Source organism: Kitasatospora sp. NPDC101157, assembly GCF_044768255.1.
Taxonomy (GTDB): Bacteria; Actinomycetota; Actinomycetes; order Streptomycetales; family Streptomycetaceae; genus Kitasatospora.
In genome coordinates this window covers 99,871-125,773 of sequence record NZ_JBIWPL010000022.1, presented here as the reverse complement: position 1 = coordinate 125,773, position 25,903 = coordinate 99,871, and the positions used below count along the sequence as shown (strand labels likewise).

Annotated in this window: 23 protein-coding genes, 2 tRNA genes and 1 pseudogene; 10 read left to right on the top strand and 16 right to left on the bottom strand. The window is 74.7% G+C overall.

Annotation, left to right across the window (positions count from 1 at the left end; genetic code table 11):
* The first annotated feature begins 21 nt into the window (after positions 1-21).
* Together ACIRVF_RS32660 and ACIRVF_RS32655 are read left to right on the top strand one after the other, a co-directional pair.
* Complete coding sequence (locus ACIRVF_RS32660) at positions 22-1,857, top strand: FAD-dependent oxidoreductase (RefSeq protein ID WP_402825947.1); 1,836 nt, start codon at positions 22-24, stop codon at positions 1,855-1,857.
* A 180-nt stretch (positions 1,858-2,037) separates the two neighbouring features.
* Entirely contained in the window at positions 2,038-3,375 is a 1,338-nt protein-coding gene (locus ACIRVF_RS32655; protein WP_402825944.1) for a hypothetical protein, read from the top strand.
* A 118-nt stretch (positions 3,376-3,493) separates the two neighbouring features.
* Here the strand turns inward: ACIRVF_RS32655 and ACIRVF_RS32650 are convergent.
* From ACIRVF_RS32650 to ACIRVF_RS32640, 3 genes are all read right to left on the bottom strand, one after another.
* A tRNA-Tyr gene (locus tag ACIRVF_RS32650) sits at positions 3,494-3,576 on the bottom strand.
* A gap of 54 nt (positions 3,577-3,630) precedes the next feature.
* Positions 3,631-3,715 (bottom strand) — tRNA-Ser (locus tag ACIRVF_RS32645).
* A 272-nt stretch (positions 3,716-3,987) separates the two neighbouring features.
* Positions 3,988-6,153, bottom strand: coding sequence for an ArnT family glycosyltransferase (locus tag ACIRVF_RS32640; protein ID WP_402825942.1), 2,166 nt, complete (start codon positions 6,151-6,153; stop codon positions 3,988-3,990).
* A 172-nt stretch (positions 6,154-6,325) separates the two neighbouring features.
* On the opposite strand from ACIRVF_RS32640, the gene ACIRVF_RS32635 reads away from it, so the two are divergent.
* Positions 6,326-6,703 (top strand): hypothetical protein, encoded by a 378-nt coding sequence (locus tag ACIRVF_RS32635; RefSeq protein WP_402825939.1) that lies wholly within the window; start codon positions 6,326-6,328, stop codon positions 6,701-6,703.
* Between the two features lie 65 nt (positions 6,704-6,768).
* On the opposite strand, the gene ACIRVF_RS32630 is transcribed toward ACIRVF_RS32635, so the two are convergent.
* Complete coding sequence (locus ACIRVF_RS32630; protein ID WP_402825936.1) at positions 6,769-7,155, bottom strand: phosphodiester glycosidase family protein; 387 nt, start codon at positions 7,153-7,155, stop codon at positions 6,769-6,771.
* 335 nt (positions 7,156-7,490) lie between these two features.
* Between ACIRVF_RS32630 and ACIRVF_RS32625 the strand changes: the two genes are divergently transcribed.
* On the top strand, positions 7,491-7,883 hold the full coding sequence (locus ACIRVF_RS32625) for a hypothetical protein (protein ID WP_402825933.1): 393 nt from the start codon (positions 7,491-7,493) through the stop codon (positions 7,881-7,883).
* A gap of 221 nt (positions 7,884-8,104) precedes the next feature.
* Here ACIRVF_RS32625 and ACIRVF_RS32620 read toward each other — a convergent pair whose 3' ends face one another.
* The 3 genes from ACIRVF_RS32620 to ACIRVF_RS32610 all read right to left on the bottom strand — a co-directional run bounded on the left by ACIRVF_RS32620 (position 8,105) and on the right by ACIRVF_RS32610 (position 11,895).
* Entirely contained in the window at positions 8,105-9,190 is a 1,086-nt protein-coding gene (locus tag ACIRVF_RS32620) for a peptidoglycan-binding protein (RefSeq protein ID WP_402825930.1), read from the bottom strand.
* 291 nt (positions 9,191-9,481) lie between these two features.
* Positions 9,482-10,573 (bottom strand): VWA domain-containing protein, encoded by a 1,092-nt coding sequence (locus ACIRVF_RS32615; RefSeq protein WP_402825927.1) that lies wholly within the window; start codon positions 10,571-10,573, stop codon positions 9,482-9,484.
* A gap of 86 nt (positions 10,574-10,659) precedes the next feature.
* Positions 10,660-11,895, bottom strand: coding sequence for a PP2C family protein-serine/threonine phosphatase (locus ACIRVF_RS32610; RefSeq protein ID WP_402825924.1), 1,236 nt, complete (start codon positions 11,893-11,895; stop codon positions 10,660-10,662).
* 146 nt (positions 11,896-12,041) lie between these two features.
* Here ACIRVF_RS32610 and ACIRVF_RS32605 point away from each other — a divergent pair, with 146 nt between their 5' ends.
* Positions 12,042-13,073, top strand: a complete 1,032-nt coding sequence (locus ACIRVF_RS32605) for a YihY/virulence factor BrkB family protein (RefSeq protein WP_402825921.1) — start codon at positions 12,042-12,044, stop codon at positions 13,071-13,073.
* Between the two features lie 75 nt (positions 13,074-13,148).
* Here the strand turns inward: ACIRVF_RS32605 and ACIRVF_RS32600 are convergent, their stop codons facing one another.
* A complete protein-coding gene (locus ACIRVF_RS32600; protein WP_402825918.1) occupies positions 13,149-13,565 on the bottom strand; it encodes a hypothetical protein in 417 nt (138 codons plus the stop codon).
* Positions 13,566-13,767: 202 nt separating this feature from the next.
* A complete protein-coding gene (locus ACIRVF_RS32595) occupies positions 13,768-14,613 on the bottom strand; it encodes an SAM-dependent methyltransferase (protein ID WP_402825915.1) in 846 nt (281 codons plus the stop codon).
* 228 nt (positions 14,614-14,841) lie between these two features.
* On the opposite strand from ACIRVF_RS32595, the gene ACIRVF_RS32590 reads away from it, so the two are divergent.
* Positions 14,842-15,003, top strand: a complete 162-nt coding sequence (locus ACIRVF_RS32590; protein ID WP_402825912.1) for a hypothetical protein — start codon at positions 14,842-14,844, stop codon at positions 15,001-15,003.
* A gap of 105 nt (positions 15,004-15,108) precedes the next feature.
* Entirely contained in the window at positions 15,109-16,137 is a 1,029-nt protein-coding gene (locus tag ACIRVF_RS32585; protein WP_402825909.1) for an AraC family transcriptional regulator, read from the top strand.
* Between the two features lie 183 nt (positions 16,138-16,320).
* Here ACIRVF_RS32585 and infA read toward each other — a convergent pair whose 3' ends face one another.
* Positions 16,321-16,545 (bottom strand): translation initiation factor IF-1, encoded by a 225-nt coding sequence (gene infA / locus ACIRVF_RS32580; RefSeq protein ID WP_396538442.1) that lies wholly within the window; start codon positions 16,543-16,545, stop codon positions 16,321-16,323.
* A 789-nt stretch (positions 16,546-17,334) separates the two neighbouring features.
* Here infA and ACIRVF_RS32575 point away from each other — a divergent pair.
* Positions 17,335-17,481, top strand: a pseudogene (locus ACIRVF_RS32575) (antibiotic acetyltransferase); the annotation flags it as partial.
* Positions 17,482-17,540: 59 nt separating this feature from the next.
* Here the strand turns inward: ACIRVF_RS32575 and ACIRVF_RS32570 are convergent.
* A complete protein-coding gene (locus tag ACIRVF_RS32570) occupies positions 17,541-18,638 on the bottom strand; it encodes a chemotaxis protein (protein ID WP_402825906.1) in 1,098 nt (365 codons plus the stop codon).
* 177 nt (positions 18,639-18,815) lie between these two features.
* On the opposite strand from ACIRVF_RS32570, the gene ACIRVF_RS32565 reads away from it, so the two are divergent.
* Positions 18,816-19,262 (top strand): tautomerase family protein, encoded by a 447-nt coding sequence (locus ACIRVF_RS32565; RefSeq protein WP_402825903.1) that lies wholly within the window; start codon positions 18,816-18,818, stop codon positions 19,260-19,262.
* Between the two features lie 6 nt (positions 19,263-19,268).
* Here ACIRVF_RS32565 and ACIRVF_RS32560 read toward each other — a convergent pair whose 3' ends face one another.
* Genes ACIRVF_RS32560 through ACIRVF_RS32540 form a run of 5 tightly spaced genes read right to left on the bottom strand, consistent with a single transcriptional unit; the run spans position 19,269 to position 24,440 of the window.
* A complete protein-coding gene (locus ACIRVF_RS32560) occupies positions 19,269-21,002 on the bottom strand; it encodes an FAD-dependent monooxygenase (protein ID WP_402825900.1) in 1,734 nt (577 codons plus the stop codon).
* Between the two features lie 20 nt (positions 21,003-21,022).
* Complete coding sequence (locus ACIRVF_RS32555; protein ID WP_402825897.1) at positions 21,023-21,790, bottom strand: NAD-dependent epimerase/dehydratase family protein; 768 nt, start codon at positions 21,788-21,790, stop codon at positions 21,023-21,025.
* The gene (locus ACIRVF_RS32550) at positions 21,791-22,465 is read right to left on the bottom strand and encodes a TylF/MycF/NovP-related O-methyltransferase (protein WP_402826021.1); all 675 of its coding nucleotides are present in this window, start codon (positions 22,463-22,465) and stop codon (positions 21,791-21,793) included. It abuts the gene before it with no gap.
* A 43-nt stretch (positions 22,466-22,508) separates the two neighbouring features.
* Positions 22,509-23,759, bottom strand: a complete 1,251-nt coding sequence (locus tag ACIRVF_RS32545) for a nucleotide disphospho-sugar-binding domain-containing protein (protein ID WP_402825894.1) — start codon at positions 23,757-23,759, stop codon at positions 22,509-22,511.
* Between the two features lie 21 nt (positions 23,760-23,780).
* A complete protein-coding gene (locus ACIRVF_RS32540; RefSeq protein WP_402825891.1) occupies positions 23,781-24,440 on the bottom strand; it encodes an SDR family NAD(P)-dependent oxidoreductase in 660 nt (219 codons plus the stop codon).
* Between the two features lie 196 nt (positions 24,441-24,636).
* Between ACIRVF_RS32540 and ACIRVF_RS32535 the strand changes: the two genes are divergently transcribed.
* Entirely contained in the window at positions 24,637-25,902 is a 1,266-nt protein-coding gene (locus ACIRVF_RS32535) for a nucleotide disphospho-sugar-binding domain-containing protein (RefSeq protein WP_402825888.1), read from the top strand.
* Position 25,903: the final 1 nt, after the last annotated feature.

Sequence of the window (25,903 nt, the reverse complement as noted above, 5' to 3'; positions counted from 1 at the left end):
GCACCGGCTCGTTGACGGGACATGCGAACGATCACAGCGGCCGCGCACACCCGGCGCGCCCTGCTCACCGGGGCGGCCGGGGCGGCCGCCGGTCTCGGCCTCGACCTCGGCCCGACCGGGAGCGAGGCGGCACGGGCACGGGCACGGGCGGCGGGACGGTCCGAGGAAGAGCCGGAACAGCCGGGACGGCCGGGACGGCGGGTCGCCGTGCTCGGCGGCGGGGTCGCCGGACTGAGCGCGGCGCAGGAACTGGCCGAACGCGGCTACCGGGTGACGGTCTACGAGCGCAACACGGCACTGGGCGGCAAGGCCCGCAGCATGGACGTGCCCGGCACCGCCCGGGGCGGGCGGCGGCCGCTGCCCGGCGAACACGGCTTCCGCTTCTTCCCCGGCTTCTACCGCAACCTGCCCGACACCCTGCGCCGGATCCCGCTGCCCACCGGCACGCCCGGGCGCACCGTTCACGACAACCTGGTGAACGCCACCGAGGAACTGCTCCCCCGCGCCGGAGGGCGACCGGCGCTGCGGCTGCCGTTCCGTACCGTGACCGCGCCACCGGTGCTCGGCGAACTGCTGCCCGACGCGCTGCTCCAGACGCTGACGGGCCTGCTGGACACCGCCCTGCACCTGCCTGCCACCGAGGCGGCGTACTTCGCCAACCGGCTGCTGGTCCACTTCACCAGCTGCGACCTGCGCCGCCGCGAGCAGTGGGAACGCGTCCCGTGGTGGCGGTTCATCCGGGCCGAGGAGATGTCGTACGACTACCAGCGGCTGCTCGGCGTCGGCGTCACCCGCAACATCGTCGCGACCAAGGCGGAGGAGGCCAGCACCCGCACCGTCGCCCGGATCTTCCAGGCGTTCGTCTACAACGCCCTGGGCCGGGGCAACGACGGCGAACCGGACCGCGTCCTCAACGCTCCCACCAGCGAGGCCTGGATCGGCCCCTGGGAGGCCCGGCTGCGCTCCCTCGGGGTGCGGTTCCAACTCGGCGCAGAGGTACAGGAGTTGCTGTACGAGGGCGGCCGGATCACCGGGGTGCGGCTGCGGGACTCGGCCACCCCCGTCGTGGCCGACCACTACGTCAGCGCGATGCCGGTCGAACACGCCCGCAACACCTGGGGGCCCGCCCTGCGCTCCGCCGACCCCCAACTCGGGCGCTGCGACCGGCTGCGCACCGACTGGATGGTCGGCGTGCAGTTCTACCTGCGCAGCCGCACCCCGATCGTGCACGGCCACGTCGACCTGGTCGACTCCCCCTGGGCGATCACCTGCATCGGCCAGGCCCAGTTCTGGCCCGACCGCGACTTCCGCCGGGACTACGGCGACGGGCGGGCCGCCGACTGCCTGTCGGCGATCGTCTCGCAGTGGGACGCCCCGGGCATCGTCTACGGCAGGCCCGCGCTCAAGTGCACCCGCGAGGAAGTGGTGCGCGAGACCTGGGCCCAGCTCAAGGAATCCCTCAACAGCGGCGGCCGGCGCGTCCTGGACGACGCGGACCTGCTCACCTGGTTCATCGACCCGGCCGTCACCGGCCTCGGCGGCCCCGCCCCGGCCAACCGCGAACAACTGCTCATCCACCCGGCGGGCACCCTGGACAACCGTCCGTCCGCCGCGACGGCCGTGCCCAACCTCTTCCTGGCCGGCGACTACGTCGCCACCGACATCGACCTGGCCACCATGGAGGGCGCCAACGAATCCGCCCGCCGGGCGGTCAACGCCCTGCTCGACGCGGACGGTTCACCGGCCCCGCGCTGCACGGTGTGGCCGCTGTACCGGCCGCCGGAGCTGGCCGCCCTGCAGCAGCAGGACGAGGGCCGCTACCGCCGGGGGCTGCCGAACGCCTTCGACCTGGGCTGACGGCGGGCGGTGCGCCCGCCCTCCTGCCACCGCTCCGTCCAGACGATCGGCCGTCCCCCTTCAACTGTCGGCCGACCGCACATGCAGTCCCCCGCGGCGCGGAAAACCGAGTTGCCCGGGCCGCGGTCGGTGGACGATCATCCTGAGGTCCTGCCACCCCCCCCCGACCCCCGGAGACACATGGCCACCGAACTGTCCGAAGCCTGGGAACTCTTCGAGTCCGGCGACTCGCAGGGTTCGATGCGGGTGCTGCGCTCCGCAGCGGACCGGCTCCCGCCCGCCGAAACCGCACCGCTGGTGGCCAGGCTGGCCCAGGGCGCCGGTTTCGAGGACCTGGCACAGGCTTCGACAGCACTGGCGGCCGGCCCCGGCGACGCCGACCGGCTCTACACCTACGGCTACGCCTGCGTCGAGCGCGGCATCGACGCGGTGGCCGTCCCCGCACTGCGGGAGGCGCTGCGGCTGGTCCAGGAACCGCCCACCACCACGGCCCGCACCGGGCTGTTCCGCCGCAAGCCCAAGCCGCAGGCCGCCCGCCGGCTCGGCCTGCGCACGGTGCTGCTGGAGCTGGTCTCCGCCCTGGAGGGCTGCGAGCGGCACACCGAGGCCCTGGCCGTACTGCGCGAGCACGACGCCCGCCTCGACGACTGGCCGGACCGGTACCTGACGGTCTACAACGCGCTGATGGCCGGCCGGATACCCCTGGCCCGCGAGGTGTACGAGGCCCTGTCGGCCCCCGAGGGGGTCTGGGCGGGCCCGGCGCAGCGGGTCGGGCGGATGCTGGAGCGGGCGGCGGCCCTGCCGCCGGTCGACGACCGGGACCTGCGCGGTTGGCACTACGTGCTCACCGGCGGCCTGCTCACCACCCTGTCGCCGCACGGGTTCGACCAGGGCATGACCGGCCGTTGGGCCTACCTGCAGGACGACTTCGGGCTCTGCCACTACGGCCTGGAGCGGCTGCGCACCGTGCTGGCCGCCACCGGCCGCCGGCCCGCCTCGGTCGGGCTGCTGGCCGACCGGGGCAGCCGGGCGCTGGGGCTGGCGGCGGCGCGGCTGCTCGGCGTTCCGGCGGCTCCGTACCGGCCGGATGCGACGGATGTGCTGGTGGTCGCGTACGACCTGAACGAGTGCGATCCCGCCGAGGTGGCGCAGCTGGACGAGCGGGCGCAGGGGCAGCTGCTCTTCGAGCACGCCACCTGCTGGACCGACCCGCCGGCCGTGACGGCCGACGTCTCCACGCTGCTGGGGCAGATCGTGAACGCCCCGTGGGAGCCCGGGCTGCGGTTCGGTGAGGACGGCGAACCGCAGGAGGACGAGCCCGACCGGCGCTCGGCCGAGGAACTGGCCGAGGCGGTCCTGGCCGCCGCCCCGACCGCCCCGGAGGGCGACGGCGAAACCCCGCCCGACACGGACGACGTCCTCACGGCCTTCGCCGCCCGCGCGGTGGGCTGGCCCGCGGCGGGCCCGCGCGAGCGCGTCCGCTCCGCCGGGCCGGTCCGCAGCTCCCGCTTCGCGTGACGGTTCGTCGCGGCTGACGCCGATCGGGCCGGTGCTCCGGTCCGGTCCGCGGGCAGGGCTTCGACCTGTCCGCGGACCGGATCGGTCGGCCCGCGCCGGCTCGGCGGCGCGCGGTGGTTGGTGGGCGAGGGCGGATTCGAACCGCCACAGCCGAGGCGGGGGTGTTACAGACCCTTGGGCTCTCCGGTGCCCAGCTCGCCCTTGGGGGCCCGACCCGCACGGGTGCCGGGTCCTCCGTGATTGCGCCGCGTTGCGCGGAGAGTGCGCGGATCGAACGCGCGCGGGCTTTCACCCGACGACGGCTTAGCAAGCCGCTGCCTTACCACTCGGCCAACTCTCCGGGTGCTGCTGGGCGGCACGGAAAAGGGCCGCCCGTACGGGGACTCCCCGGGGCGGCCCGGCCTCAGGCCGGTCGGCGCGCTACGAGGACGTCCCGGTGGACCGGGGACTGGAGGAGCGCTGATACGACTGGACAGGGGTGGTGCTGTTCACGGTCGCGCTCCTTCCTCGGGCGTGTGGCGCGATGTGCCCACTGTGCCGGACCGTCGGCGGCGCGGGCAACCGGTTTTCGCCCCGGGAGGCCGGTGGTGGTGGGGCCTCCCGGGGCGGGGCTCAGGCCGAAGGCGCGCAGAGGTAGAGCTGTTGGCCGGTGGGGTCGTTGTCGTCCGGCCGTTCCGCGGCGGGGGGCGGTGTGGTGGTGCCGGGTACGTCGGTGGGGGGCACCGGGGTGCAGGTGCCGCGTACCCAGGACTGGACCTGTGCGGTCGGTGTCCCTGCCGTCGACGCGCTGCCGGCGCTGCTGCCGTGCCGGTCGGTGCCGAGCAGGACGTAGCGCAACTCGCCCTTGTCGATGAGCTGTTGGAACTCCGTCAGGGTCGGTGAGGGTGCCGATCCGCTGAAGCCGCCCATCGGCAGGACCTCCTCGCCCGTCGCCAGGATGAACGGTGAGGCGGCGCTCCAGCTGGAGGCGGCGAACAGGTAGCGGGCGCCGTTCCGGTGGGCCTGCAGGTAGTCGAACAGGGCCTGCTCGGATGCCGTCAGGTGTTCCGAGGAGCCGCCGAACCCGCCGCCACCGCCGTGGCGGGTGCGCAGCGCGGCGGTGGTGGTGGAGCCCTTCGGCGAGGCGTGGTGCCCTCCCCCGCCGTGCGCGGCCGCGGAGGGGCCGACGGTGCCCATGCCCGAGTTGCCGTACGCGGGGCTGAGCACCGACGACGCCCAGGCGCCCGGCGCGACCAGCATCGCCGCGACGCCCGCCACCAGCCCCGCCGGTGCGAACCCCCGCCCGGTGACGCGTTCGAGCGCGACCGCCGCGAGCAGCGCCAGTGCCACGGCGCCCAGTCCGATCACGGTCGGGGCCAGCCATGGCAGGAAGGACGGGAACTCCCGGGCCAGGTGGGCGGACCAGGCGACCGTTGCGGCGATCGCCGCGGGCAGCACCCACGCCCGGGCGCCGCCCTCGCGGAAGGCCCGCCACAGCAGGACCGTCCCGGCGCCGCCCAGGGCGGCCAGCGGGACGGCGATCACACCCATGTAGTAGCTGTGGCCGCCGACGCTGCCCGCGCTGAAGACCAGGAAGAACACGCCCAGCCAGGCGCCCCACAGGACGTAGCCGGCCCGCAGCGCGTCGGTGCGCGGCTCGCGCCGCCGCCAGAGCAGGGCGCACACCAGCGCGACGGCGGCGAGCGGGTAGAGCCAGCCGGTCTGCGGGGCGAACTGGGGGCCGAACATCTTCGTCCAGCCGCCGTCGCTCGCGCCGCCGCCCTGGCCGCCCCAGCCGCCGGGGCCCTGTCCCGAGGCCTGGGACGGGGCCTGGGCGGGGGCGCTGCCCTGGGGGCCTTGCGAACCCTTGCCGGCGTGGCCCCCGCCCCCGCCGCCGCGGACCGCCTGCACGCTGCCGGTCCGCGCCGCGCTCATTCCCAGTGCGGAGAACCGGTTCAGGAAGTTGTAGCCGACCACCATGCTGAACGCCGAGTTGTCCGTCGTGCCGTCCACGTACGGGCGGTCCGGAGCCGGGGTCGCGGTGACCGCCAGCATCCAGGAGGCCGACACCGCCACCGTCACCAGCCCGGCCAGCGCGACGTGCCCGATCCGCCGCCGCAGGGTGGTTGGCGCCGCGAGCAGGTACACCGCCGCGAGTGCGGGCAGTACCGCCCACGCCTCCAGCATCTTGGTCTGGAACGCCAGTCCCACCCACACTCCGGCCAGCAGCAGCGGGCGCAGCCGTGCCGTGCGGGCGGCCCGCTGCGCGGCGTCCGCCGCGAGCAGGAGCAGCAGGGTGAAGGCGGCGTCCTCGACCGCGGTGCGGAACAGTCCCGCGGCCACCGGCGTCAGCGTGAGGGCCGCGGCCGCGAGCAGTCCGGCGTCGGCCCCCGCCCACCGCCGCACCACCCGGTACAGCACCAGGACGGACAGCACTCCCTCGACCACCTGTGGCAGGGTCAGCGCCCACGGGTGGAACCCGAAGAGGCGCGCCGACAGTGCCTGCGGCCACAGGAAGCCGGGCAGCTTGTCCAGTGTGATCGTGCCCGCCGGGTCGAAGGAGCCGAACACGAACGCCTTCCAGCTCTCCGTCATGCTGCGCACGGCGTCGGCGTAGAAGCTGTGGTACTGGCTGTGGTTGATGTTCCACGCGTACAGGACGGCGGCGACGGCGGCGATTCCGAGCAGTGCGGGCCGTGCGTAGCCCGGCTGGCCGTCGGGTGACCTCCACGGGGCCCGGCGGCCGCGCGGAGGGGGAGACGAGGGCTCCCTGGGGGCGGTGAGGACGTTGGTAGCCATGGTCGGCACCTTCGGACGCGTTGGTGAGAGATCCCTTGGGAAGCGCCCCGGTTTGGGCATTTCTATACCTACGGCACACCGATCGGCCCACCGCTCCCCCGCCGTGCGGCGCCGCGCCGTGCCGGTGGAAGTCGGTGGAGGACGGAGGCGGGGCTGGATCATGATCCGTCCCATGGACAGGATCGTGGATCTCGACGGGGCGGCCGCGGAGGTGGCCGCGCGGGCGCCCGGCTGGCGGGCCGCCGGTCTCGTGGTGGGCGAGCTGACGTGGCGCGACGCGGCGGCGCCGTGGCCGCAGGGCCTTGAGACGGATCGGGCGCGGGTGGGCGATCCCGACTCGATGGGTGTTCTCGTCTCCGGTCCGCGGGAGACGGTGCTGTCGGTGGTGCTCTTCCGGGGCGGCTGGGCCGATGTGGACTACCTGGGCGACGAGGACGCCGGGGCGCTTGCGGCGTCCGGGATCGATTCGGCGGCGGTGTTCGGCCTTCGGCTCGCCGCCTGGGTGGTGCGGGTGTTCGGGGAGCGGGCCGGCCGGCGGTCGCGGGGGTGAACGGGCGGAGCGGGGGACCTGGCGGGAGGGTCCGGAGGTGGGCGCGGTACGGAGCGGGGGCGGGCCTATCCGGCGAAGACGGCGAGGGCGTTGGGGACCGGTCGTTCCTGGTCGTGGTCGAGGTGGTTGCGCACGGCGAGGCGTCCGGTGGCGGGGTCGCGGGTGACCAGGGTGGCCGAGGCGCCGCCGTCCAGGTAGACGCCGTCCGGGCAGCCGAGATCGCCCACCACCCGGGCGAGTTCGGTCAGGGTCAGGCCGGTGGAGGTGCCCTCGCGGCCGTCCGTGGACAGCAGCGTCAGTGTGCGGCCGCCGTCCGTGAGACCGACCGCGCTGCGCGGTTCGACGTCGGTGGAGTCCAGCCCCGCCGGCGGCCTTCCGCCCCGTAGCAGGGAGTAGGCGCCCAGGGCGAAGGTGAAGGGCACCGGTTCGCTCGACGCCAGGCGGTGGTCCACCGCGACCGGCGAGCCGAGGGGCAGGGCGGCCAGTTCCCGGGTCCCCGGCCTCGCGGCCGAGCAGTACGGTGCTTCCGGCCGGGATCGGGCCGCTTCCCGGGGTGGCGGAGGCCGCCACCACCCGTCCGTGACGGACCGTCACCTCCCAGGTTTCCGCGGTGCAGGGGTCCTGCCGCGACTCGTCGCTCCCGCAGGCCGCCCGGGCCCGGGAGACCTCGCCCCAGTCGGCGGTGAACGCGCCGATCGAGCCGACCGGGAGGGCGTACTGGTTCAGCCCGCCCAGCGGCCGGACGCCGCGCGTGGTCCACAGGTGGCCCCGGAGCGTCAGGCGTGCGGTGCGGGCCACCCCGTCCACGCCGACCCCGAGCACGTCCCGGTCGCTGTCGCCCGGCGGTGGCCGCCAGCCGAACCGCTGGGCCTCCGGGACCGCCGCCTTCAGCGCCCTGCCCCGGTGGACGGCCGGCCCGGAGGGCGCCCCGGTGGCCTGGACGCCCGGGTGCTGCGTCTCGGTGATGTCGAAGAAGTCCCCGTTCACCGCCGCCACCGCCCCGCGCTCCCCCGCCAGCCGCGTCAGCGGCGCCCGGGCCGCCACCGCGCCGGGGAGGAGCAGGTCCGCCCGTACGCCGGGGAGGAGCAGGTCCGCCCGTACGCCGGGGCGGCTCAGCTCGGCGCGGACGGCGTACACCCTCGCGAGGCCGTGGGCGGTGCGCACGGTCAGTTCCCGGTAGCCGATTCCGGGCGCGAGCGCCGCCCAGCCCCCGGCCGGCCCGGCGGCCCGGACGGGCGGGGCCGCCGGGCCGGCCGGGGCCGCGGCCAGTACCAGGGCGGCCGCACAGCGCAGGACGGTCCTCATGCCTCCATGCTGGCGGCCTCCCCGGTCGGCTGACGCGCTGGGGCCGGCCCTCCGTCGGCCGGTCGGCCGAACGGCGCGGACTTCCCGGGGCCGGGGTCAGGCCGTGACGTGGTACCAGTAGCCGCCGGTGCGCAGGCCGACGTAGTGGACGTCGGTGCCCGTCTCCTTCGCCTCGTACATCATGTCCGCGCCGGTGGCCGGGTCGGTGCCGGCGTAGAGCACGACGTGGGTGGTGTTGTGCGCGTCCGTGCCGAAGTACTCGACGTCGCCGGGGCGGCGCTGGGCCTCGGTGATCGGGGTGAGGTGCTTGTCCAGGGTCTGCTCGGTGGTGTCGCCGCCGTTGGCGAGGTCGAGGCCGGCGCCGAACCAGAAGGCCGCCCGGACCAGGCCCGAACAGTCCAGGCCGGCCGTGGTGTTGGCCGGGCAGGGCTGGATGGAGCCGGTGTAGCCGTCGCAGGTGCCGAGGGAGGGGCCGGGGCCCTCGCCGCGCAGGGAGTGGCCGCCGCCCCACACGTACGGGACGCCGAGGTAGGACTTGGCGGCGTTCAGGACCTTGGTGGGGTCGACGGCGCCGCTGGGCAGCGGGGTGGGGGTGCTGGTGTAGAGGGCGTTCTTGGTGGCCGTGCCGACGACGCCGTTGACGGTCAGGGCGTGGGCGGCCTGGAAGTTGCGCACGGCGGTGTCGGTGGCGGGTCCGAACTGCCCGTCCACGGTGAGGCGGCCCGCGTTGAAGGTGTTGAGCATCGTCTGCAGGGTGCTGACGCACGGCCCGGTGGCGCCGGTCCGCAGGTCGCCGCACTGGGTTCGCAGGTCGACGGTGCCGGAGGCGGCGGTGGCCGCCGCGTCGAGGGCCGACTTGGTGGCCGGGCCGACGACGCCGTCGGCCGTCAGGGCGTGGGCGGCCTGGAAGGTGCGCACGGCCGTGCCGGTGGCCGGGCCGAACTGCCCGTCCACGGTGAGGCGCGCGCCGGTCAGGTTGAGCTCCAGCTGGAGCTGGGTGACGCAGCCGTCGGCCTCGCCCTGGGTGAGGTCGGCCGGGCAGGCCGGGGAGGTGAGGGGTATCGGGCTCGGCGCGGTCGTGGCGGGTGCGGCGGCGGCGGTGTAGGCGCCGGCGCCCGTCAGCACGGCGGCCAGGGCCAGGCCCAGCGACAACCGGCGGCGGGTGGGCAGGGGGGTGGTCACAGATGGCTCTCCAGGTCCGTGATGCTTCGTCAGGAGGGCCGGCCGGCAGGACTCGGTCGACTGCCGCCGGTTTGGCCAGTCTGCCTGCGAAGCGCCCCGGCACAAGGCCCGGTCGTGCCCGTCCCAAACGTCCCACACCCGCTGACCGGGGATTTGATACCACGGGGGTCCGCCGATTGGAGACACCGTCACCCTCCCGGCCCCGGCGCGTGTCCCCGCCGCCTCGTCCCCGCCTCCTCCCCGCGTCCTCCCCGATCCTCCTGCGGGCCGGTGCGGGCAGCGGTGCGGGGGTCAGAGGAGGACGAGGAGCTTGGTGTTGGGGACGAGCTTGCGGTTGACGGAGGTGGACTGGACGAAGACGGTGTAGGCCGGGTTGTCGCCGGGCTTGACGGTGGCTTCGGCGGCGGGCAGGCCGAGGAGTTGGCGGGCGGCCGGACCGGAGAAGACCCGGCCGGTCATCCGGCCGGTGGCCGGGTCCTTCTCGGCGACGGCGAGCTGCTTGTTGCCCTGGATCTTCTCGCGCTTGGAGAGCTCGTAGAAGGCGCAGCCGGTGCGGTACGGGTGGCCGGCGCTGGTGACGAAGTCGCGGATGGCGGTGGCCTGGTCGACGGGGATCAGGATGTACTTGCCGGCGTCGAGGGCGTCGAGCTTGGCGTTGACCTCGGCGGTGTTGAGGTCCTGGCCCATGGCGAAGAGGTTCTTGGTGCCGCGCACGCCCTGTTCGCGGCCGCGCAGGAAGCTGGTGGCGGCGGACTTGACGGTGCCGATGGCCTCTTCGACGCCCTTGCTGGAGTCGGCGTCCCAGATCGCGATGTTGCCGGCGGGGAAGCCGTACTCCTGGGCGGTGCGCTTGGCCAGGGAGTTGGGGACGAGGATGGCCGAGGTCCAGTGCTCGGGCAGGTCGTCCATGGCGCCCTGGATGCGGTCCCGCCAGGTGCGCAGGACGGTGGTGCCCTGGCCGGCGTTCATGCGGGTGTGCATCTGGCCGGTCTGGGAGAAGCCGGAGGCGTTCTCCTCGCCGTCGGTGACGACGACCTGGAGGAAGGAGTGCTCGCCGTAGCCCTCCCAGATGTTCTTCAGGTCGTCGACGGACTTCACGGCGGCTTCGATGAGCGCGGTGGCGCCGTTGTCGACGCGGTAGAGGCCGCGCAGGGACGGCAGGTGCTTGACGTCCATGTCCCAGACGAGGTTCTGCACTTCGTGGTCGAAGGCGTAGAGGCTGATCCGGGTCTCGTGGCCGAGGCGGTCGGACTCCTCCTGCAGGCCCTTGACGAACTCGTCGACGACGCGGATGAGTTGGCCCTGGTGCTGGCGCATCGAGCCGGACTTGTCGACCACCAGCGAGACGTGGTTGACCTTGTGCTTGATCCTGTTCGCGGACATGGGTGTGCCCCCCTTGTTTTCGGCGGTGGTTTTCCGGCGGGCTTCGCGGGCGCCTTCGCGGCGCCCTCTCCGTCGTGGTTCCCACACTAGGCGGGGCCACTGACAGTGCGTCCGCCGCCGTGGCGCCGGGGGTGCCACTCGGCCAGGGCGATGGTGGCGTCGTCGCGCAGCTGGTGGTCCTGGTGGGCGAGCAGGGCGCGGACCAGGCGGCGCAGGGCTTCGGGGGCGGGGGCGCCGCCGGCCATGTGGTGGACCAGGGTGTCGGTCAGGCGGTGTTCGCCGAAGAGTTCGCCGGCGGCCGAGCGGGCCTCGGTGACCCCGTCGGTGTAGACCAGCAGTCGGTCGCCGGGCTGGAGCCTGGCGTGGTGGACGGGTTGCGGCCCGTGCTGGTGGAAGCCGAGGCCGAGCGGCAGTTCGGGGCTGCGGCGCAGGGCGTCGGGGACGACGCGGGTGTCGCGGATGAGCAGCGGCGGCGGGTGGCCGCAGTTGACCCAGGACAGTTCGCCGGTGGCGGTGTCGAGGTCGACGATGACGGCGGTGAGCAGGCGGTCCGGGATCCACCGGGCGAGGGCGCGGTCGATGGTGCGGGCGATGTCGACCAGGCCGCCGCCGGAGCGGCGGGTGGAGCGGCAGGCGGCCAGGGCGACGGAGCTGGCGCCGCCGGAGGCGAGGTCGTGGCCCATGGCGTCGAACACGGACACGTGGAGGTGGCCGCGGGCCACCGCGTGGTCGAAGGCGTCGCCGCCGACGTCGTAGGCGGGTTCCAGGACGGCGCTGGAGGTGACGTCGCGGGTGCCGATGGTGCGCGGCGGCAGGAAGGCCCACAGCAGTTCGGCCTGCAGGCTCATCGGCTGCCGGCGGCCCGCTTCGACGATGACGTCGCTGTAGGCGCTCTTGGATACCACCACCAGGGCGACCAGGGCGGCCAGCGCCTCGCAGCGCTCGATGGTGCGGCCGTCCGGCGCTGCGCCGTGGAGGCGGCCTTCGATCCGCAGCACGCCGATCCGTTCGATGCCGTCGACCAGGGGGAACCAGCCGGTGGGCGGCGGGCCGGCGGACAGCTGGGTCTGCTGCAGGCGGTAGGCGCGGCCGCCGAGCGTGCCCTCGATGTCGACCGGGTGGCCGTACTCCCCCGGCCCGGGGCCCGGCAGCGGGACGAGGGAGTGCTGCTGGACGTCGGCGAGGAAGACCCGTGCGCCGTCCGCGCCCAGCGCGCGGGCGGCCTCGTGCACCAGGGCGGGCAGCTCGGCCGGGCCGCTGGTCCGGGAGTCGGTGAGCAGCCCGGCCAGGGCGTCGCCCAGCACAGCGTCGTCCCAGGTCACCGCTTCGCACCTCCCGTCGCAGCGGCGTGTACCCCGTGCGGGGCCGGTCGCACGCGGTCGGCGGTGGCCGGCACGGGGTCGGCGGTGACCGGCGCGCCGGTGGGGTAGGCGCTCGGCCGAACGGACGCCCGGCCCGGAGGTGGCAGATGAACCCCGTCGAACGCGCCCTGCGCGCCCTCGACCGTGCCCAGCAGCGGCACCGGGCCCCCGGAACGGTCGTCGGGGTGGTCAAGAAGTACGGGGACGACCGCGGCGGCCTGCTCGCGGCCCTGATCACCTACTACGGCTTCGTGGCCCTCGTCCCGCTGCTGCTCCTGCTCAGCACCGTCCTGGGCTTCGTCCTCCACGGCCATCCGCAGGCCCAGCAGTCCGTCGTCAACTCGGCCCTCGCCGACTTCCCGATCATCGGCGGCCAGCTGCGCCAGAACGTCCACTCGGTGCAGGGCAGCGGACTGGCCCTGGTGGTGGCCGTGCTCGGCCTGTTGTACGGCACGCTGGGCATCGCCCAGGTCCTCCAGCACGCCATGGCCGAGATCTGGAACGTGCCGGGGGTGGTGCGCCCCGGTTACTGGCCGCGCCTGGCCCGCAGCCTGCTGCTGTTCGTCGTCCTGGCCCTCGGGCTGCTGCTGGCCACCTCCGCGGCCACGCTCGTCGCCGTCGCCCTCACCGGGCCGGCCGCGCGTGTGGGCGGGCTGGTGCTGTCCGCCCTGGTCAACACCGCCCTGTGCCTGGCGTGCTTCCGCGTCCTCACGCCCAAGAGCGTGCCCACCCGGGCGCTGCTGCCCGGGTGCCTGCTCGCAGGCCCGCTGTTCACCGTGCTGCAGGCCTTCGGCGCCCTGCTGGTCGCCCACCAGCTGCGGCACGCCACGGCGGTCTACGGCTTCTTCGCCACCGTGATCGGCCTGCTGTCCTGGCTCTACCTGAACGCCCAGATCACCGTGTACGCCGCCGAGGCCAACGTGGTCCTGCACCGGCGGCTGTGGCCGCGCAGCATCCTGCAGCCCCCGTTGACCGGGCCGGACCAGGAGGTCCTGTCGTCCATCGCGCGCCAGGAGGAGCGGCGGCCGGAGCAGCGCGTGAACGTCGAGTTCGAGGACGGGGACGGGGACGGGGACTGGGACGGGAAGGAGAGCGGGGACGGGGACCGGGATGCCGGGAGGGCGCCGCCGTCCGGGTAGGGCCGGCCGCCCGGCACGGCGGCGGCCCGCCGGGTGCAGGGGTGCTGCACCCGGCGGGCCGCCGGGGGCGCGGGGTCAGCGCACGGTCACGGTGAACACGGGCGAGGCGGTGTTCCCGCTGACGATGCGCAGCTCGTTGAGGCCCTTGATGCCGAGCTTCACGCCGAGGGAGTAGGAGCCGTTGCGGGTCGTGTGCACGGTGGCCGGCAGGGTGACCCACGCGCCGTGCTGCTTCTGCTGGAGGGCCACCGTGCTCCCGGCGTCGAGGCCGGTGGTGGTGCCGGTGACCCGGAACAGCTGCCAGGCCTGGACGGAGGTGGCCGACGGCTTGGCGGTGATGCCGGCGGACGCGGGGGCGGCGGCGACGGAGACGGCGGGCGCGGCGGAGGCGGCCGGGGCGGCCGCCATGGCGGTGCCCGCCGTTCCGAGGAGCAGCGCGCCGAGGGCGGCGACGGCGGCCAGGCGCAGGGAGTTCCGCTTGGTGACGATCACGGGTGCACCCCTTTCAGGGGAGGTGGTCGTTCGGCCCGGGGCACCGTCGGTGCGGTTCGGGCACTGTCCTTCCTGAGGACGTCTCACCCGGCGCCACCGGTTGTGTGCGGAACGTCACTGTCGTGTAACAGTCGGACGGGCTCCCGGTCGGAAGGGGCCAGGGGGCCAGGGGGGTCAGGGACCGGGGGCCGGGCGCCGGGTGTCAGGGCTTGAGGGCGACCCCGGCGTAGAAGGAGACCTGGGCGTCGGTGACGGCGGCCGGCAGCAGGTCGGCGGTGTCCTCGGTGCCCTCGGGGTGCCAGCGGTGGGCCGGGACGATGCCCGGGTCGAGGAGGTCCAGGCCTTCGAAGAAGGTGGCGAACTCGGCCCGGGGGCGCAGCCGCAGGGAGGTGCCGGCCTGGTTGTAGATCTCCTCGACCTTGGAGGCGCCGGGCGGGTCGAGTTCGGCGGTGGCGTGGGAGAGGACCAGGGCGGAGCCGGACGGCAGGGGGTCCAGGAGGTGCTCGACGATGGCGCGGGCGTCGTCGAGTTCGGGGACGAAGTGGAGCAGGGCGACCATCGACAGGACCACGGGCCGGGTCAGGTCGAGGGTCTGGGCGACCTGGGGGGTGGTCAGGATCGAGGCGGGGTCGCGGACGTCGCCGTGGACGTAGGCGGTGCGGCCCTGGGGGGTGCTGGTCATCAGGGCGCGGGAGTGGGCCAGGACGACGGGGTCGTTGTCGGCGTAGACGACGCGGGCGCGCGGTTCGACGGCCTGGGCGACCTCGTGGAGGTTGGGCGAGGTGGGGATGCCGGTGCCGATGTCCAGCCACTGGCTCAGGCCGCGCCGGGCCAGGGCGCGGGTGGCGCGGTGCATGAAGGTGCGGTTGGCGCGGACGGCGGTGCGCATGGTGGGGAAGGCGGTCAGGACGCGTTCGGCGGCTTCGCGGTCGACGGCGAAGTTGTCCTTGCCGCCGAGGAAGTAGTCGTACATCCGGGCGCTGTGCGGGATGTCCTGGCGTATCTGCGGCCCGGCCGGCTCCGCCGGGTCGGGATCGGTCGCGGTCATCCAGGTCTCCCCCATGCTCATCCCTGTCCCTTCGTGATCACATCGGGCCGGGGCAGTCTAGCCAACTGGCCGGTAGGGCGGGGGCGGTGGGTCCCGGCTCCCGGACGGCAACGGGTGCCGGGGGCCGTAGGGGCGACTACCCGCCGGTACCGGTGGGCGGGCCCGCTACGGGCGGGGACACTGCGCCGATGCGGCGTACCGGCGCGCAGGAGACCCCGGGAGCCGTTCATGCCGTCGTCCGCCCGCCGCGCCCCGACCACCGCCGCGGCTCCCGGCAGACGGTCGGCGCTGCACCGCCTGGGTGAGTGGTGCGCGCGCCACTCACTGGTCGTCATCGTGCTGTGGCTCGTGGCCCTGGCCGGCGTCGAGGGCGTCGGCGAGCGGCCGTAGGGGGGTCTGCCGGCCGGGATGGGGCCTGCCGGGGCGGGGCGGGATCGGCTACGGTCGGCCGTCCGTGTCCGGCAGGCGGCCGGGAGGAAGAGGAAGGGGCGCGGGGTGGCCGCGGGGAGTGTGTTCCGGGGTGAGGACGTGTCCGCGAAGGAGCGGTTCGACTGCTGGCGGGAGCTGATCGGGCGCACCCGGGCCAGCGAGATGACCAGTGTTCACGCCGACGACTTCCGGGCCGAGATGCGGCGCCTGGAGCTGGGGCCGGTGACGCTGCTGCGGTCCTCGTTCCCGCCCACCCGGTTCCGGCGCACCGCCGCGATGGTGCGCCGCTCGGACCCGGGCGTGTACCACCTGACGATGCCGCTCGGCGGCGGGCTGTCGCTGACCCGCGGCGCCCGGGAGGGCGTCCGGGAGGGGACCCGCGCGTTCGGGCCGGGCGACCTGTACCTGGTCGACAGCTCGACGCCGTACGACGTGCGGGCCGTCGGGGTGCGCGCCGACGGCCGCCGGGAGCACCGGACCGAGGCCGTGGGCATCGACTTCCCCGTCGCGCTGCTGCCGCTGCCGCCGGACCGGCTGCGCGAGCTGCTGGGCCGGGGGTTCTCGGCGCGGGAGGGGACGTGTGCGCTGCTGTCGGAGTTCCTGGTCGGGCTGGACCGGCAGGCCGCCGTCCTGGGGCCGGGCGAGGCGGCGCGGCTGGGGACGGTCGCGGTGGACCTGGTGGCCGCCTGGGCGGCCCGGGAGCTGGAGGCGGAGGCGGCGCTGCCGGACGACGCGCGGCGGCGGGCGCTGGTGCAGAGCGTGCGGGCCTTCGTCCGGCGCCATCTGCACGACCCGGAGCTGTCGCCGTCCGTGATCGCGGCCGCCCACCACGTCTCGGTGAGTCATCTGCACCGGGTGTTCTCCGGGCAGTCGGGGGACGGCGTGACGCTGGCCGCGTGGATCCGCGGCCAGCGGCTGGAGCGGGCGCGCCGCGACCTGGCCGACCCGGCGCTGCGGACGCTGCCGGTCCACGCCGTCGCCGCGCGCTGGGGCTTCCCGCGGGCCTCGGACTTCAGCCGCGCCTTCCGGGCCGCGTACGGGCTCTCGCCGCGCGAGCACCGGCAGCGGGAGCCGGCCGGGGGCGCGGGCGCGTAGACGCGTTGCCAAGGAAGTGGCGACGCAGTGCCAACACGGCGCGGCGGCGGCCTGGCATCCTCCACGGGGAACACCGCGGTACGTGCCCGGGCCGCCCGGCCCGGGCACGGCAGAACCGCCGGTGGTGGCCCGGCACGCCACGGGGGAGCGTGCCGGGCCGCCGGGGCTGTCTGCTGCCGGCTGCTAGTTGCGGTAGCGGAAGCGGATCCGGCCGCGGGTGAGGTCGTAGGGGCTGAGCTCCACGAGCACCCGGTCGTGCGGGAGGATCTTGATGTGGTTCTTCCGGACCTTCCCGCTGATGTGGGCCAGCACGATGTGCCCGTTGGGGAGTTCCACCTTGAAGTTGGCGTTGCGCAGGCACTCGACGACGGTGCCTTCGACTTCGATGCCGTTCGTTGTCTTGGTCATGGTCCTTCATCTCTTCGATTCGTGACGTGTGGTGGCCTGGGGACGCGTCAGTGGGGGACGAGTTCCAGGGTGCTGCTCGTGCGGTGGGCGCCGACGCCCTTGAGGAGTGCGGTGGCGGCCGTGTCGGACTGCGCCGCCTCGGGCCCGGGCTTCGGTGGTGCCTTCACGGTGCAGGGATTCCGGTGCGTGGGCCGGCAGGGCCCGGGCGATGCCGCGGCGGTGCAGCTCGGCACGGGCGGCGAGCGGCCCGATGCGCGGGCGGCGCGGCGGTGAGCCCCGGATCAGCCCCACGTACCGGTCGTGCCGGCGCGCCACCGCGTACCGGGCGGGGCCGGCCACCAGGGTGCCCGCCGGGCGGGGCAGGATCTGGGCCGGTACGGAGTGCCGGCCGGCGCCGGCCTCGATCTCGTCGTGGCGGGCGTGCGGCGGGGCGTGCGGCGGGGCCTCCTCGGCCAGGCCGTCGGGCACGATCGTGACGCCCGCCGGGGGCCGCGCCGGGCCGAGTCCGGTGACCCGAGGGTCGGTGGGCACCCGGTAGCCGTGCTCGCGGTGCGCGGTCGGAAGTACCTGGTCCCAGGCGCTCCCGGGCGACACCAACGTCAATCGCCCACCGTGACGACAAGGGGGAGCACCCACACGGATACCGCCTTCATGGGTCTCACCTCCTCGCGTCCTTCTCACGGCTGCGCCGACGGTAGCAGTCAACGGGGCACCGGCCCAAGCGATTTACGGGCGGCGCAGTGGATCATGTGGGGGTCGGTTCCGTCGGTGTGGAAGAGGTGGACCGAGGTGGGTGAGTACTCGTACTACGACGACCCGCAGGACCCGACGGCGTTCGAGACCCGCAACGTGCTGTACCACTACGGCCCGGAGCGCTTGGTGATCGGGCGGTTCTGCGCGTTCGCCGAGGGGGTGCGGTTCGTGATGTCCGGCAGCGTCGAGGGGCTGGAGGCCGCCGCGCCCGGGCGGTGAGGCGGGGCGCGGCGGGGCCGGGGTCAGTGGCGCAGGACGGCGGCGATGCGCCGGCTGTCGGCGAGGGTGTCGTCGGGGACGAAGGTGATCCGGGCGCCGGTGTCGAGGGCGCGCTCGATGACCTCGTCGACGATGTCCTCGCGGGCGCCGGCCTCGTCGGCCTCGGCGGGGACGAGGTGGTCGCCGTCGTCGCGGACGGTGGCGCGGTAGTTCTCCTCGACCACCAGCAGGGCGATGCGGGCCTCGCCGGCGGCCCGCCAGACCTCGTCGAGGCCGGCGGCGAACTCCTGGCGGCCGCGGGCCTTGTCGAGCTGGGCGAGGGTGTCGCCGATCTCGCGCTCGGCGTGGGCGCGGACGGCGGGGGCGACCACCCGCCGCACGGCCGCGGTGTCGGCCTGGGCGAGGCCGCCGTGCGGGATCTGGGCGGCGGCCTCCTTGACGATGGTGCCGGCGGCGTCCAGCAGCGCGAGGGCGGGGGCGTCGCCGACGACGTACAGCGGGCGGGGGTCGGCGGCCAGGACCTTGCCGATCGCGGTGTCGGCCTGGCGCAGGAAGGTCTTGGTCTCCTCGTCGCGGAAGGTGCTGGGGGTGTCACCGATGCGCTCCTGGCGTTCGGGGTCGGGGTTGGGGAAGGTGCGGACCAGCGGGAAGCCGTTGCCGCTCTCCTCGGTGACCCGCTCCTGGTCGCCGCCCCACAGCACGGCCCGGTCGGCGGCGACGGCGAGCACCCAGTAGGGGCGCTCGGCGGCCTGGGCGGCGACCAGGTTGCGGGTGAGGAAGGTGTCGGACAGGACCACCCGGGCGGGGGCGGTGCGGGCGAACGACCACACCTGGTGCTCGCCGGGCGCGGCGAGGACGGCCAGGCCGTCCTCGGCGTGGACGAGGTCGACCTCGGCGAGCGCCCGGTCGAGCTGTTCGAGGACGTCGATGCGGTCGGCCCGGGAGACCTTCGGGTCGGCCTGGACCCGCTCCTTGGCCTCGGCCAGCAGGTTGCGCAGCCGGACCGGGTCCTGGGTGCTGTCCGGTTCCCGGCGGTGGGTGGGCATCAGGACGGACACCGCCGGGTAGGGCCGGGGCCGGCGCAGTTCGGCGAGGACGGCGGGGCTGAGGGCGGGGCGCATGGGGACCCTTTCCGAAGGCGGTCGGCCTTCTTTGCGTGGACGCACGGTGCCTGGCACAGCTGCAAATGTCCTCAATGTAACGATTTGCGCACCGGGTCGCCGGGTCAGCCCTTGCCCCGGGGCCGCCCGGGGCTGTACCTACTGGTACGGACAAATGGTTCCGGGGAGGGAGACGGCATGCCGTTCGTCCGCATCGACGCGTTGGGGGCGGGCCCCGAGCGGCTCGACGCCCTCGGGCGCGCCGTGCACGAGGCGCTGGTGGAGACGATCGGGATCCCGCCGGACGACCACTTCCAGGTGCTGGTCGGGCACGACGGCACCAGCGGCACGCTGCGCTACGGCGGTTACCTCGGGGTGCGGCGGGACGAGGGCATCGTGTACGTGTCCGTCACGCTGCGCGCCGGGCGCACGGACGCGCAGAAGCGGGCCCTGTACGCGCGGATCGCCGAGCTCGCCCAGGCGTACGCGGGCACCGAGCCGCGCAACGTGTTCGTCGTCCTGACGGAGAACGCGCCGGCCGACTGGTCGCTGGGCCACGGGCTCGCCCAGTACGCTCCCCCGCCCGGGGAGGGCGTACCGGGCGGCCCGGGCGCGCCGGGCCAGGGCCCCGCCCTCACGACCTGACGGCTCTCACGACCTGACGGCCAGGGCCCCGTTCACGAAGTCGACGACCCGGCCGGGGGTTTCGAGCTCGTACAGCCCGCCCTCGGGCAGCTCCACCTCGTACTCCCGCTCGATGACGGCCGCCGTTTCGAGCAGGGCCAGCGAGTCGTAGCCGAGTTCGGCGAACGGGACGTCGGCGATGTCGCCGTCGAGGTCGACGGTGTCGTTCTCGCCCGCGCAGGACCGGATCACGCGGCGGACGTCGTCGAGGGTGAACTTCTCCATGGGGTTTCCCTTCTCTCGGCGGCCGCTCCGGCCGCACCAGGTCTCCAGCGCGCGGGTCAGCGCCGGGTCGTCCGCCGCGCCCGCCCACGCCACGTGGCCGTCGGGGCGGATGAGCAGGGCCTGCGCGTCCGGGGGCGTCGCGGCGGTGGCGGTGACCAGGTCGACGCCGCGGGGCAGCGGCACGGCGGGCGGGGCCGCGAGTGCCAGCAGTACGGCGCGGCCGGGGTTGAGCAGTTCGGCGATGCGGACCTCCCGGCCGTCCTCGGCCTTCAGCTCCAGCCGGGGAGCGGGCCGCCCGACCCACGGGTGGTCCTGGCCCTGGTCGGCGTAGCAGGTGTCGGTGCCGGCCACCAGTCCGGCCAGGTGCCGGTTGACCTGCGGGATCGCCAGCAGCTCGGCGACCAGTTCGCGCAGCGGGTCGGTGCGCTCGTCGGGGTTCATCAGCGCGAGCTGGGCCCTGGTCTCGCGCAGCACCCGCACGGCCACCGGGTGGCGCTCGCGGTGGTAGCTGTCGAGCAGCCCCTCGGGCGCCTCGCCGCGCACCTCGGCCGCCAGCTTCCAGCCGAGGTTCATGGCCTCCTGCAGGCCCAGGTTCAGGCCCTGCGCCCCGATCGGGAAGTGGATGTGCGCGGCGTCCCCGGCCAGCAGGACGCGCCCGCGCCGGTACTCCTCGACCAGCCGCGTGGCGTCGCCGAAGCGCGACAGCCAGCGCGCCTCGCGGATCGCGACCTGTTCGCCCGTCACCCGCTCGATGGCCGCGCGCAGTTCCTCGACGGTGACCGGGGCTGCGCCGGCGGCCTGCGGCGCGCGGAACTCGGTGGTCAGCACCCGGGTGACCGGCGGCTCCAGGGCGACCGCCATGAGCAGGCCGCGGGGCGTGCGCGCGGTGCCGGGGATGCCGGTGGGCAGCTGGGCCGGGTCCTCCAGGACGACGTCCCCGAGCAGGGCGCTCACCTGCGCCGAGGTGCCGGGGAACGCGAAGCCGGCCGCCTTGCGGACCGTGCCGGCGCCGCCGTCGCAGCCCACCAGGTAGTCCGCCCGCAGGGTGTACGGCCCGTCCGGTCCCACCACCTCGGCCCGCACGGCCTGCTCGTCCTGCGACAGCCCCGTCAGCGCGTGGCCGCGCCGTACGGTCACCCCGAGCTCGGCGGCCCGCTCGGCCAGCAGCCGCTCGGTCTCGGCCTGCGGGATCAGCAGCGAGTAGGCGTGCTCGCTCTCCAGCCCGTCCAGCCGCAGCAGCGGCTGGAGACCGGCGAAGTGGGCCATCGGCCAGTCCTTGTGCCCGTCCCGGAACCGCTGGGCCAGGCCGCGGTAGTCGAGCATCTCCATCGTCCGCGGCTGGAGGCGGAAGGCCCGTGAGTGCGGGCTGGGCCGCGCCTGCTTCTCCAGCACCACCACCTCGACGTCGTGCAGCCGCAGTTCGGCGGCGAGCAGCATGCCCACCGGTCCGCCGCCGACGACAATGACATCAACCATCTGGTTCTCCTGACAGGCGGTTACTTGGGTGCCGCGGCCAGTCCGCCGGGTCGGCCGAGCGGGAGGTACTTGTCGAGGACGTCGCGGTAGTAGTCCGGGCCGAATCCCATCGCGTCCACGGCCGGGACCAGGGAGCGCAGCTTCCTGATCGAGATCTCCTGGGTGACGACGGGTGCGCTGTAGCTCCACCGCGCCGTCGTCCCGAGCCTGAGCTGGAGGTGCCGGATGATCCGCTCGATCGGCACGGCGTGGCCCGAGGCCACGTTCACGGTCGTGCGGCTGACGCCCGCGCTCAGCAGCGCGTCGATGACGGTGACCACGTCGGCGACGTCGATCAGGTCCCGGCGGGCCCCGGGGAAGATCCGCACCAGGCCCGAGCTCACCTGTGCGGCCAGCGCGGGCAGCAGCTGGTGGGAGGGCTGGTCCCGGCCGACCACGTGGCCCAGCCGCAGGATCAGGTGCTCCACCGGGGATGCGGCCAACTCCTGTTCCAGGGTGTGCTTGTGGCGCCCGTAGGCGGTGCCGGGCACCACCTGCGCGTCCTCGGTGCCCGGCTGCCCGGGCTGTGAGTAGATGCCGCTGGAGGCCGTGGAGAAGAACACCAGCCGCTCGCCGCTGCGCAGGCACCGGTCGACCAGGGCCCGGACCAGGTCGGTCTCCCGCTGGAAGGCCTCGGGCGCGGTGTGCTGGGCCGCGGAGACCCCGGCCGCGGCCACCACCACCCCACGGTGGTGCGCCGCGAGGGCCGCCAGGTGCTTGGCCAGAAACCCGTTGCCGATGATGTCCATTCAGGACGACGGCCTCACATAGCGCCCGTAGGCGAGATCGCCCTCGCCGATCAGCACCTCCACCGGTGTGGGCCGGCCGAAGTACTCGTCGCAGGCGGTCTTCACCCCCGGGAACTTGACCACGGTACGCGGGTTGGCCTCGGGGTCCGCGTAGTCGTCGAGGATCAGGGCGCCGCCGGGGGCCAGCCGCGGGACGCACTCGGCCAGCGAGACGACGGTGGAGCTGTAGAGGTCGCCGTCGAGGTAGCCGAAGGCGATCTGCCCGGGCAGGCCGTCGTGCAGGGTGTCCTCGAACCAGCCGGGGTGCATCACGGGGGGCGTCCTGTGCCAGGCCTCGAAGGTCTTCAGGACCTCGGCCTGACTGGCGGACATCGCCCCCAGCGGCATCACGATCTCGTCCTCCTCGGTGGTGTCGGGCAGGCCCTCGAAGGAGTCGAAGACGTGCACCGGGCGGTCGTCGCCGAGGGCGTCGAGCACCGAGCGGATCCACAGCGTCATCGCGCCGCGGAAGCAGCCGAGTTCGACCACCGCGCCGGGCACGCCCTGCGCGACGACGCGTTCCACTTCGGCGCGCACGTGCCGCAGGCGGTCCGGGTCCACGGTCTCGCCGTGCTCCGTGAGCAGCCAGCGGTGCAGTTCGTCCAGGACGTCCGCCCCGGCCCCGTACTCGATCATCGTCACTGGTCCTTCCTCCTCGCGGTCATGGGTGGTGGGTCGGCTACGGCTGGAGGGCGCGCGCGGGCAGGTCGGCGGCGGACAGTTCGCCGGTGCGGGCGAGCCGTTCCAGCGCGGGCACCGTCTCGGCGACGCTCGGGTGGGCGTCCGCGTCGGCCTTGACGACCGCGGCCGCCTCCTTCAGCGAGCCGTCGGTGAGCAGCCGGGCGACGGCGGTGCGCACGTCCCGCGCGGTGGCGGTGAGGCCGGGCAGCAGGATCGCCGAGCCGCCGGCGGCGAAGCGCCGGCCGATCTCGATCTGGTCGTCGGTGAGCGCGAGGACCAGTTGGGGCAGCGACAGCGCCGTCATCATCGGGTTGACGCTGCCCTGGTGGATGACCGCGTCGCAGTGTTCCAGCAGGAGGTGCAGCGGCTGGTCGCTCAGCAGCCGTACTCCGTCGGGCAGTTCGCCGAGCGCGGCGACCTGGTCCGGCGCCGCGGTGAGCACGAGTTCGGCGCCGGCCCCGACGACCGCGTCGACCGCGTGGCGCAGCGCCGGCAGGTCGGTGCCGAAGATGCCGGAGGCCGAGTTGCCCCACAGCAGGCAGACCCGGGGGCGCGCGGGGCGTTCCAGCAGCCACGGCTCCATCGCCCCGGGGCCGTTGTAGGGGACGTAGCGCACCGGCAGGCGCAGGGCGCTGCCCAGGTCGGGTGCCATGAGGTCCGGTGACGGGTCGATCGCGTAGGCGATGCGGGAGCGGTCCCAGCCGTGGACGCCGTGACGGGGGAAGGCTCCGGTGGGGTCGTGCAGGCCTGCTTCCATGCTGCCGAACAGGCCGGGTGAGTGGTAGACGTACGGGATTCCGGTGGTCTCGGCGGCCAGGACGCCTTCGGGGGTCATGAGGTCGTGGACCACCAGGTCGGGGTGCCAGGCCCGGGCGAGGGCCACCGCGGCGTCGCAGTTGCGGCCCATGGTCTCGTCGTAGCGGCGGGAGAACTCCTCCCGGTGCGCGTCGACGTCGTACTCGCCGTAGTGCGCCACCGGCTGTCCGGTGACGGGGTGCACCGGTGGTGCGGCGGCGAAGCCGTCCGGGTCGCGCACGGCCGCGGCGTAGCGCGACATGCGTTCGACCTGCATCAGTTCGAAGCCGTGGAGCACCGGGGCCGGGACCAGGCCGGCCCGGGCGATGGTGTCGGCCTGGTCCCGGGAGCAGGCCACCCGTACCTCGTGGCCGGCCGCTTGCAGGGCCCAGCCGAGCGGCACCATGCAGAAGTAGATGCCCTTCCAGTTCGTCGCGGTGAACAGCACCCTCATCGTGGCCGTCCCTCCCCCGGCTCAGGCGCCCGTGCCGGCGGTGGCCGGGGCGGCGGTGGCCGGGGCGGCGAGCAGGAGCGCGACGGCGTGGGCGGCTCCTCCGGGCGGGTCGGCGGGGAGCAGGTGCGCGGTGAGGCCGCGGGGGGCGGCCTCCCGGGCGAGCCGGTCCATCGCCTCGCGCATCGCGGCGGCGGCGACGGCCCGGGCCGCCTCCGCCTCGCCCTCCTGCAGCTGCTCGCGCCGCGGGGCGCCGAGGTGCACCAGGGCGCCGGTGCCGCGCAGCGTCATGGCGGGCAGGGCGGCGTACATCGGGCCGAGGGCGGCGGTCAGGCGCAGCCGTACCGTCTCGGCGAGGCGGGTGGCGGGGTCCGCGGCGGGCTGCGGTTCGGGGTGGTCGGGTTCGGTCGTCACCACGACGTCGACGTCGCCGAACGCGCCCCAGGCCTTCTTGCACAGCAGCTCGGTCTGGGCGGGGTCCTGCAGGTCGGCCTTGATGGCGACGGCCTGGCCGCCGGCCTGCTCGATGTCCCGTACGACTTGTTTGGCGCGCGCGAAGGAGGTGGCGTACTGGACGGCCACGGCGGCGCCCCTGCGGGCGAGTTCGGCCGCGACGGCCGCTCCGGTGTCCGTCTCCGCGCCGGTGACGACCACGACCTTGTCATCCAACGAGAACTGCGTCATGGCGGCTGAACCTAGAGGCGGTGCCTAGAGCCGCGTTATAGGTTCCGGCAAGCGCGGTCGGTGCCCGGGGCCGCCCCGCGGGCGGGAGTTCGGGGACGGGCCCCCGGGGGGGCGGGTAGCTCGACGACTCTTCTAGTTCTGGTCTAGGGCCCGCGGCGAAGCTGGCGGCCCGACAGCCGAGAGCCGGGAGCCCTGGATGAGAGTCCTCTTCACCGTGTCCGACTGGGCCGGGCACTACTACTGCATGGTGCCGCTGGGCTGGGCGCTGCAGGCGGCGGGCCACGAGGTGCGGGTGGCCTGTCCGCCGCCGCAGGCCACGGCGGTCAGCCACGCCGGGCTGGTGCCCGTGCCGGTGCTGGACGGGCCGGACATGACGTACTGCACGCGGTTGATCCGCTACCAGGAGGCGGTGGACGGCACCGGTGTGCTGCCGGGGCCGCCGCTGCACCCGGTGTCCGGGCGGCCGGTGGACGACCTGGGCGACTTCGACGTGGCGGCCGCGACGGCCGCGTTCTGGCAGGACGCCGGGCGGCGCATCGAGCGCAGCTACGACGCGGCGGTCGGCTTCGGCCGGCTGTGGGCTCCGGACCTCGTCCTGCACGACCTGATGGCCCCGGAGGGCGCGCTGGTGGCGCGGCTCGCGGGGGTGCCGTCGGTCTACCATTCGGCGGGGCTGTTCGGCGCCGCGGAGACGGAGCCGGTGCTGGAGACCGGTCTGGAGGACCCGACCGGCTCGTTCGCCCGGCACGGCGCGCGGCCGTGGGACCGTACCCAGATCGGGCACGTCATCGACCCCTCGCCGGATCCGGCGCTGCCGCCGCACGGCTCGGCGCTGCGCATCCCGGTACGGCCGGTGGCGTACAACGGTCCGGCCGCCGTGCCGGACTGGCTGCGGGAGCGGCCGGCGGGCCGGCGGATCTGCGTGCTGTGGGGCTATTCGGCGACGGCGATGTACGGGCCGCACGTGCCCGCGCTGCGCCATGCGGTGGAGGCGGCGGCCGGTACGGGGGCCGAGGTGGTGCTGGCGGTGGGTGCGGAGCAGGCGGCCGTGCTCGGTGCGCTGCCCGACCGGGTCCGGGTGCTGACCGGCTTCCCGGTCCATCTGCTGCTGGCGGCCTGTGACGCGGTGGTCCACCACGGCGGGGCCGGGACGGCCATGAATGCGTTCGCGGCGGGGACGCCGCAGCTGTGCCTGACGCTGAGCATCGACCGGCCGGTGTACCGGGAGCGGGTGATGGGCGGGGGCGCCGCGCTGGCGCTGTCGGCGCTGACCTCGACGCCCGGGGAGATCCGGGCCGGGCTGACGGCCGTGCTGGAGGACGGGCGCTACCGCGCGGCGGCGCGGCGGATCGCCGCCGGGCTCGCCGGGCGGCCCTCCCCCGCGGCCCTGGTGCCCGGGCTGGAGCGGCTGGCCCGTACCGGCCGGTGGGACGCGGCCGCGGTCGCGGGGGCGGGGCGGTGAC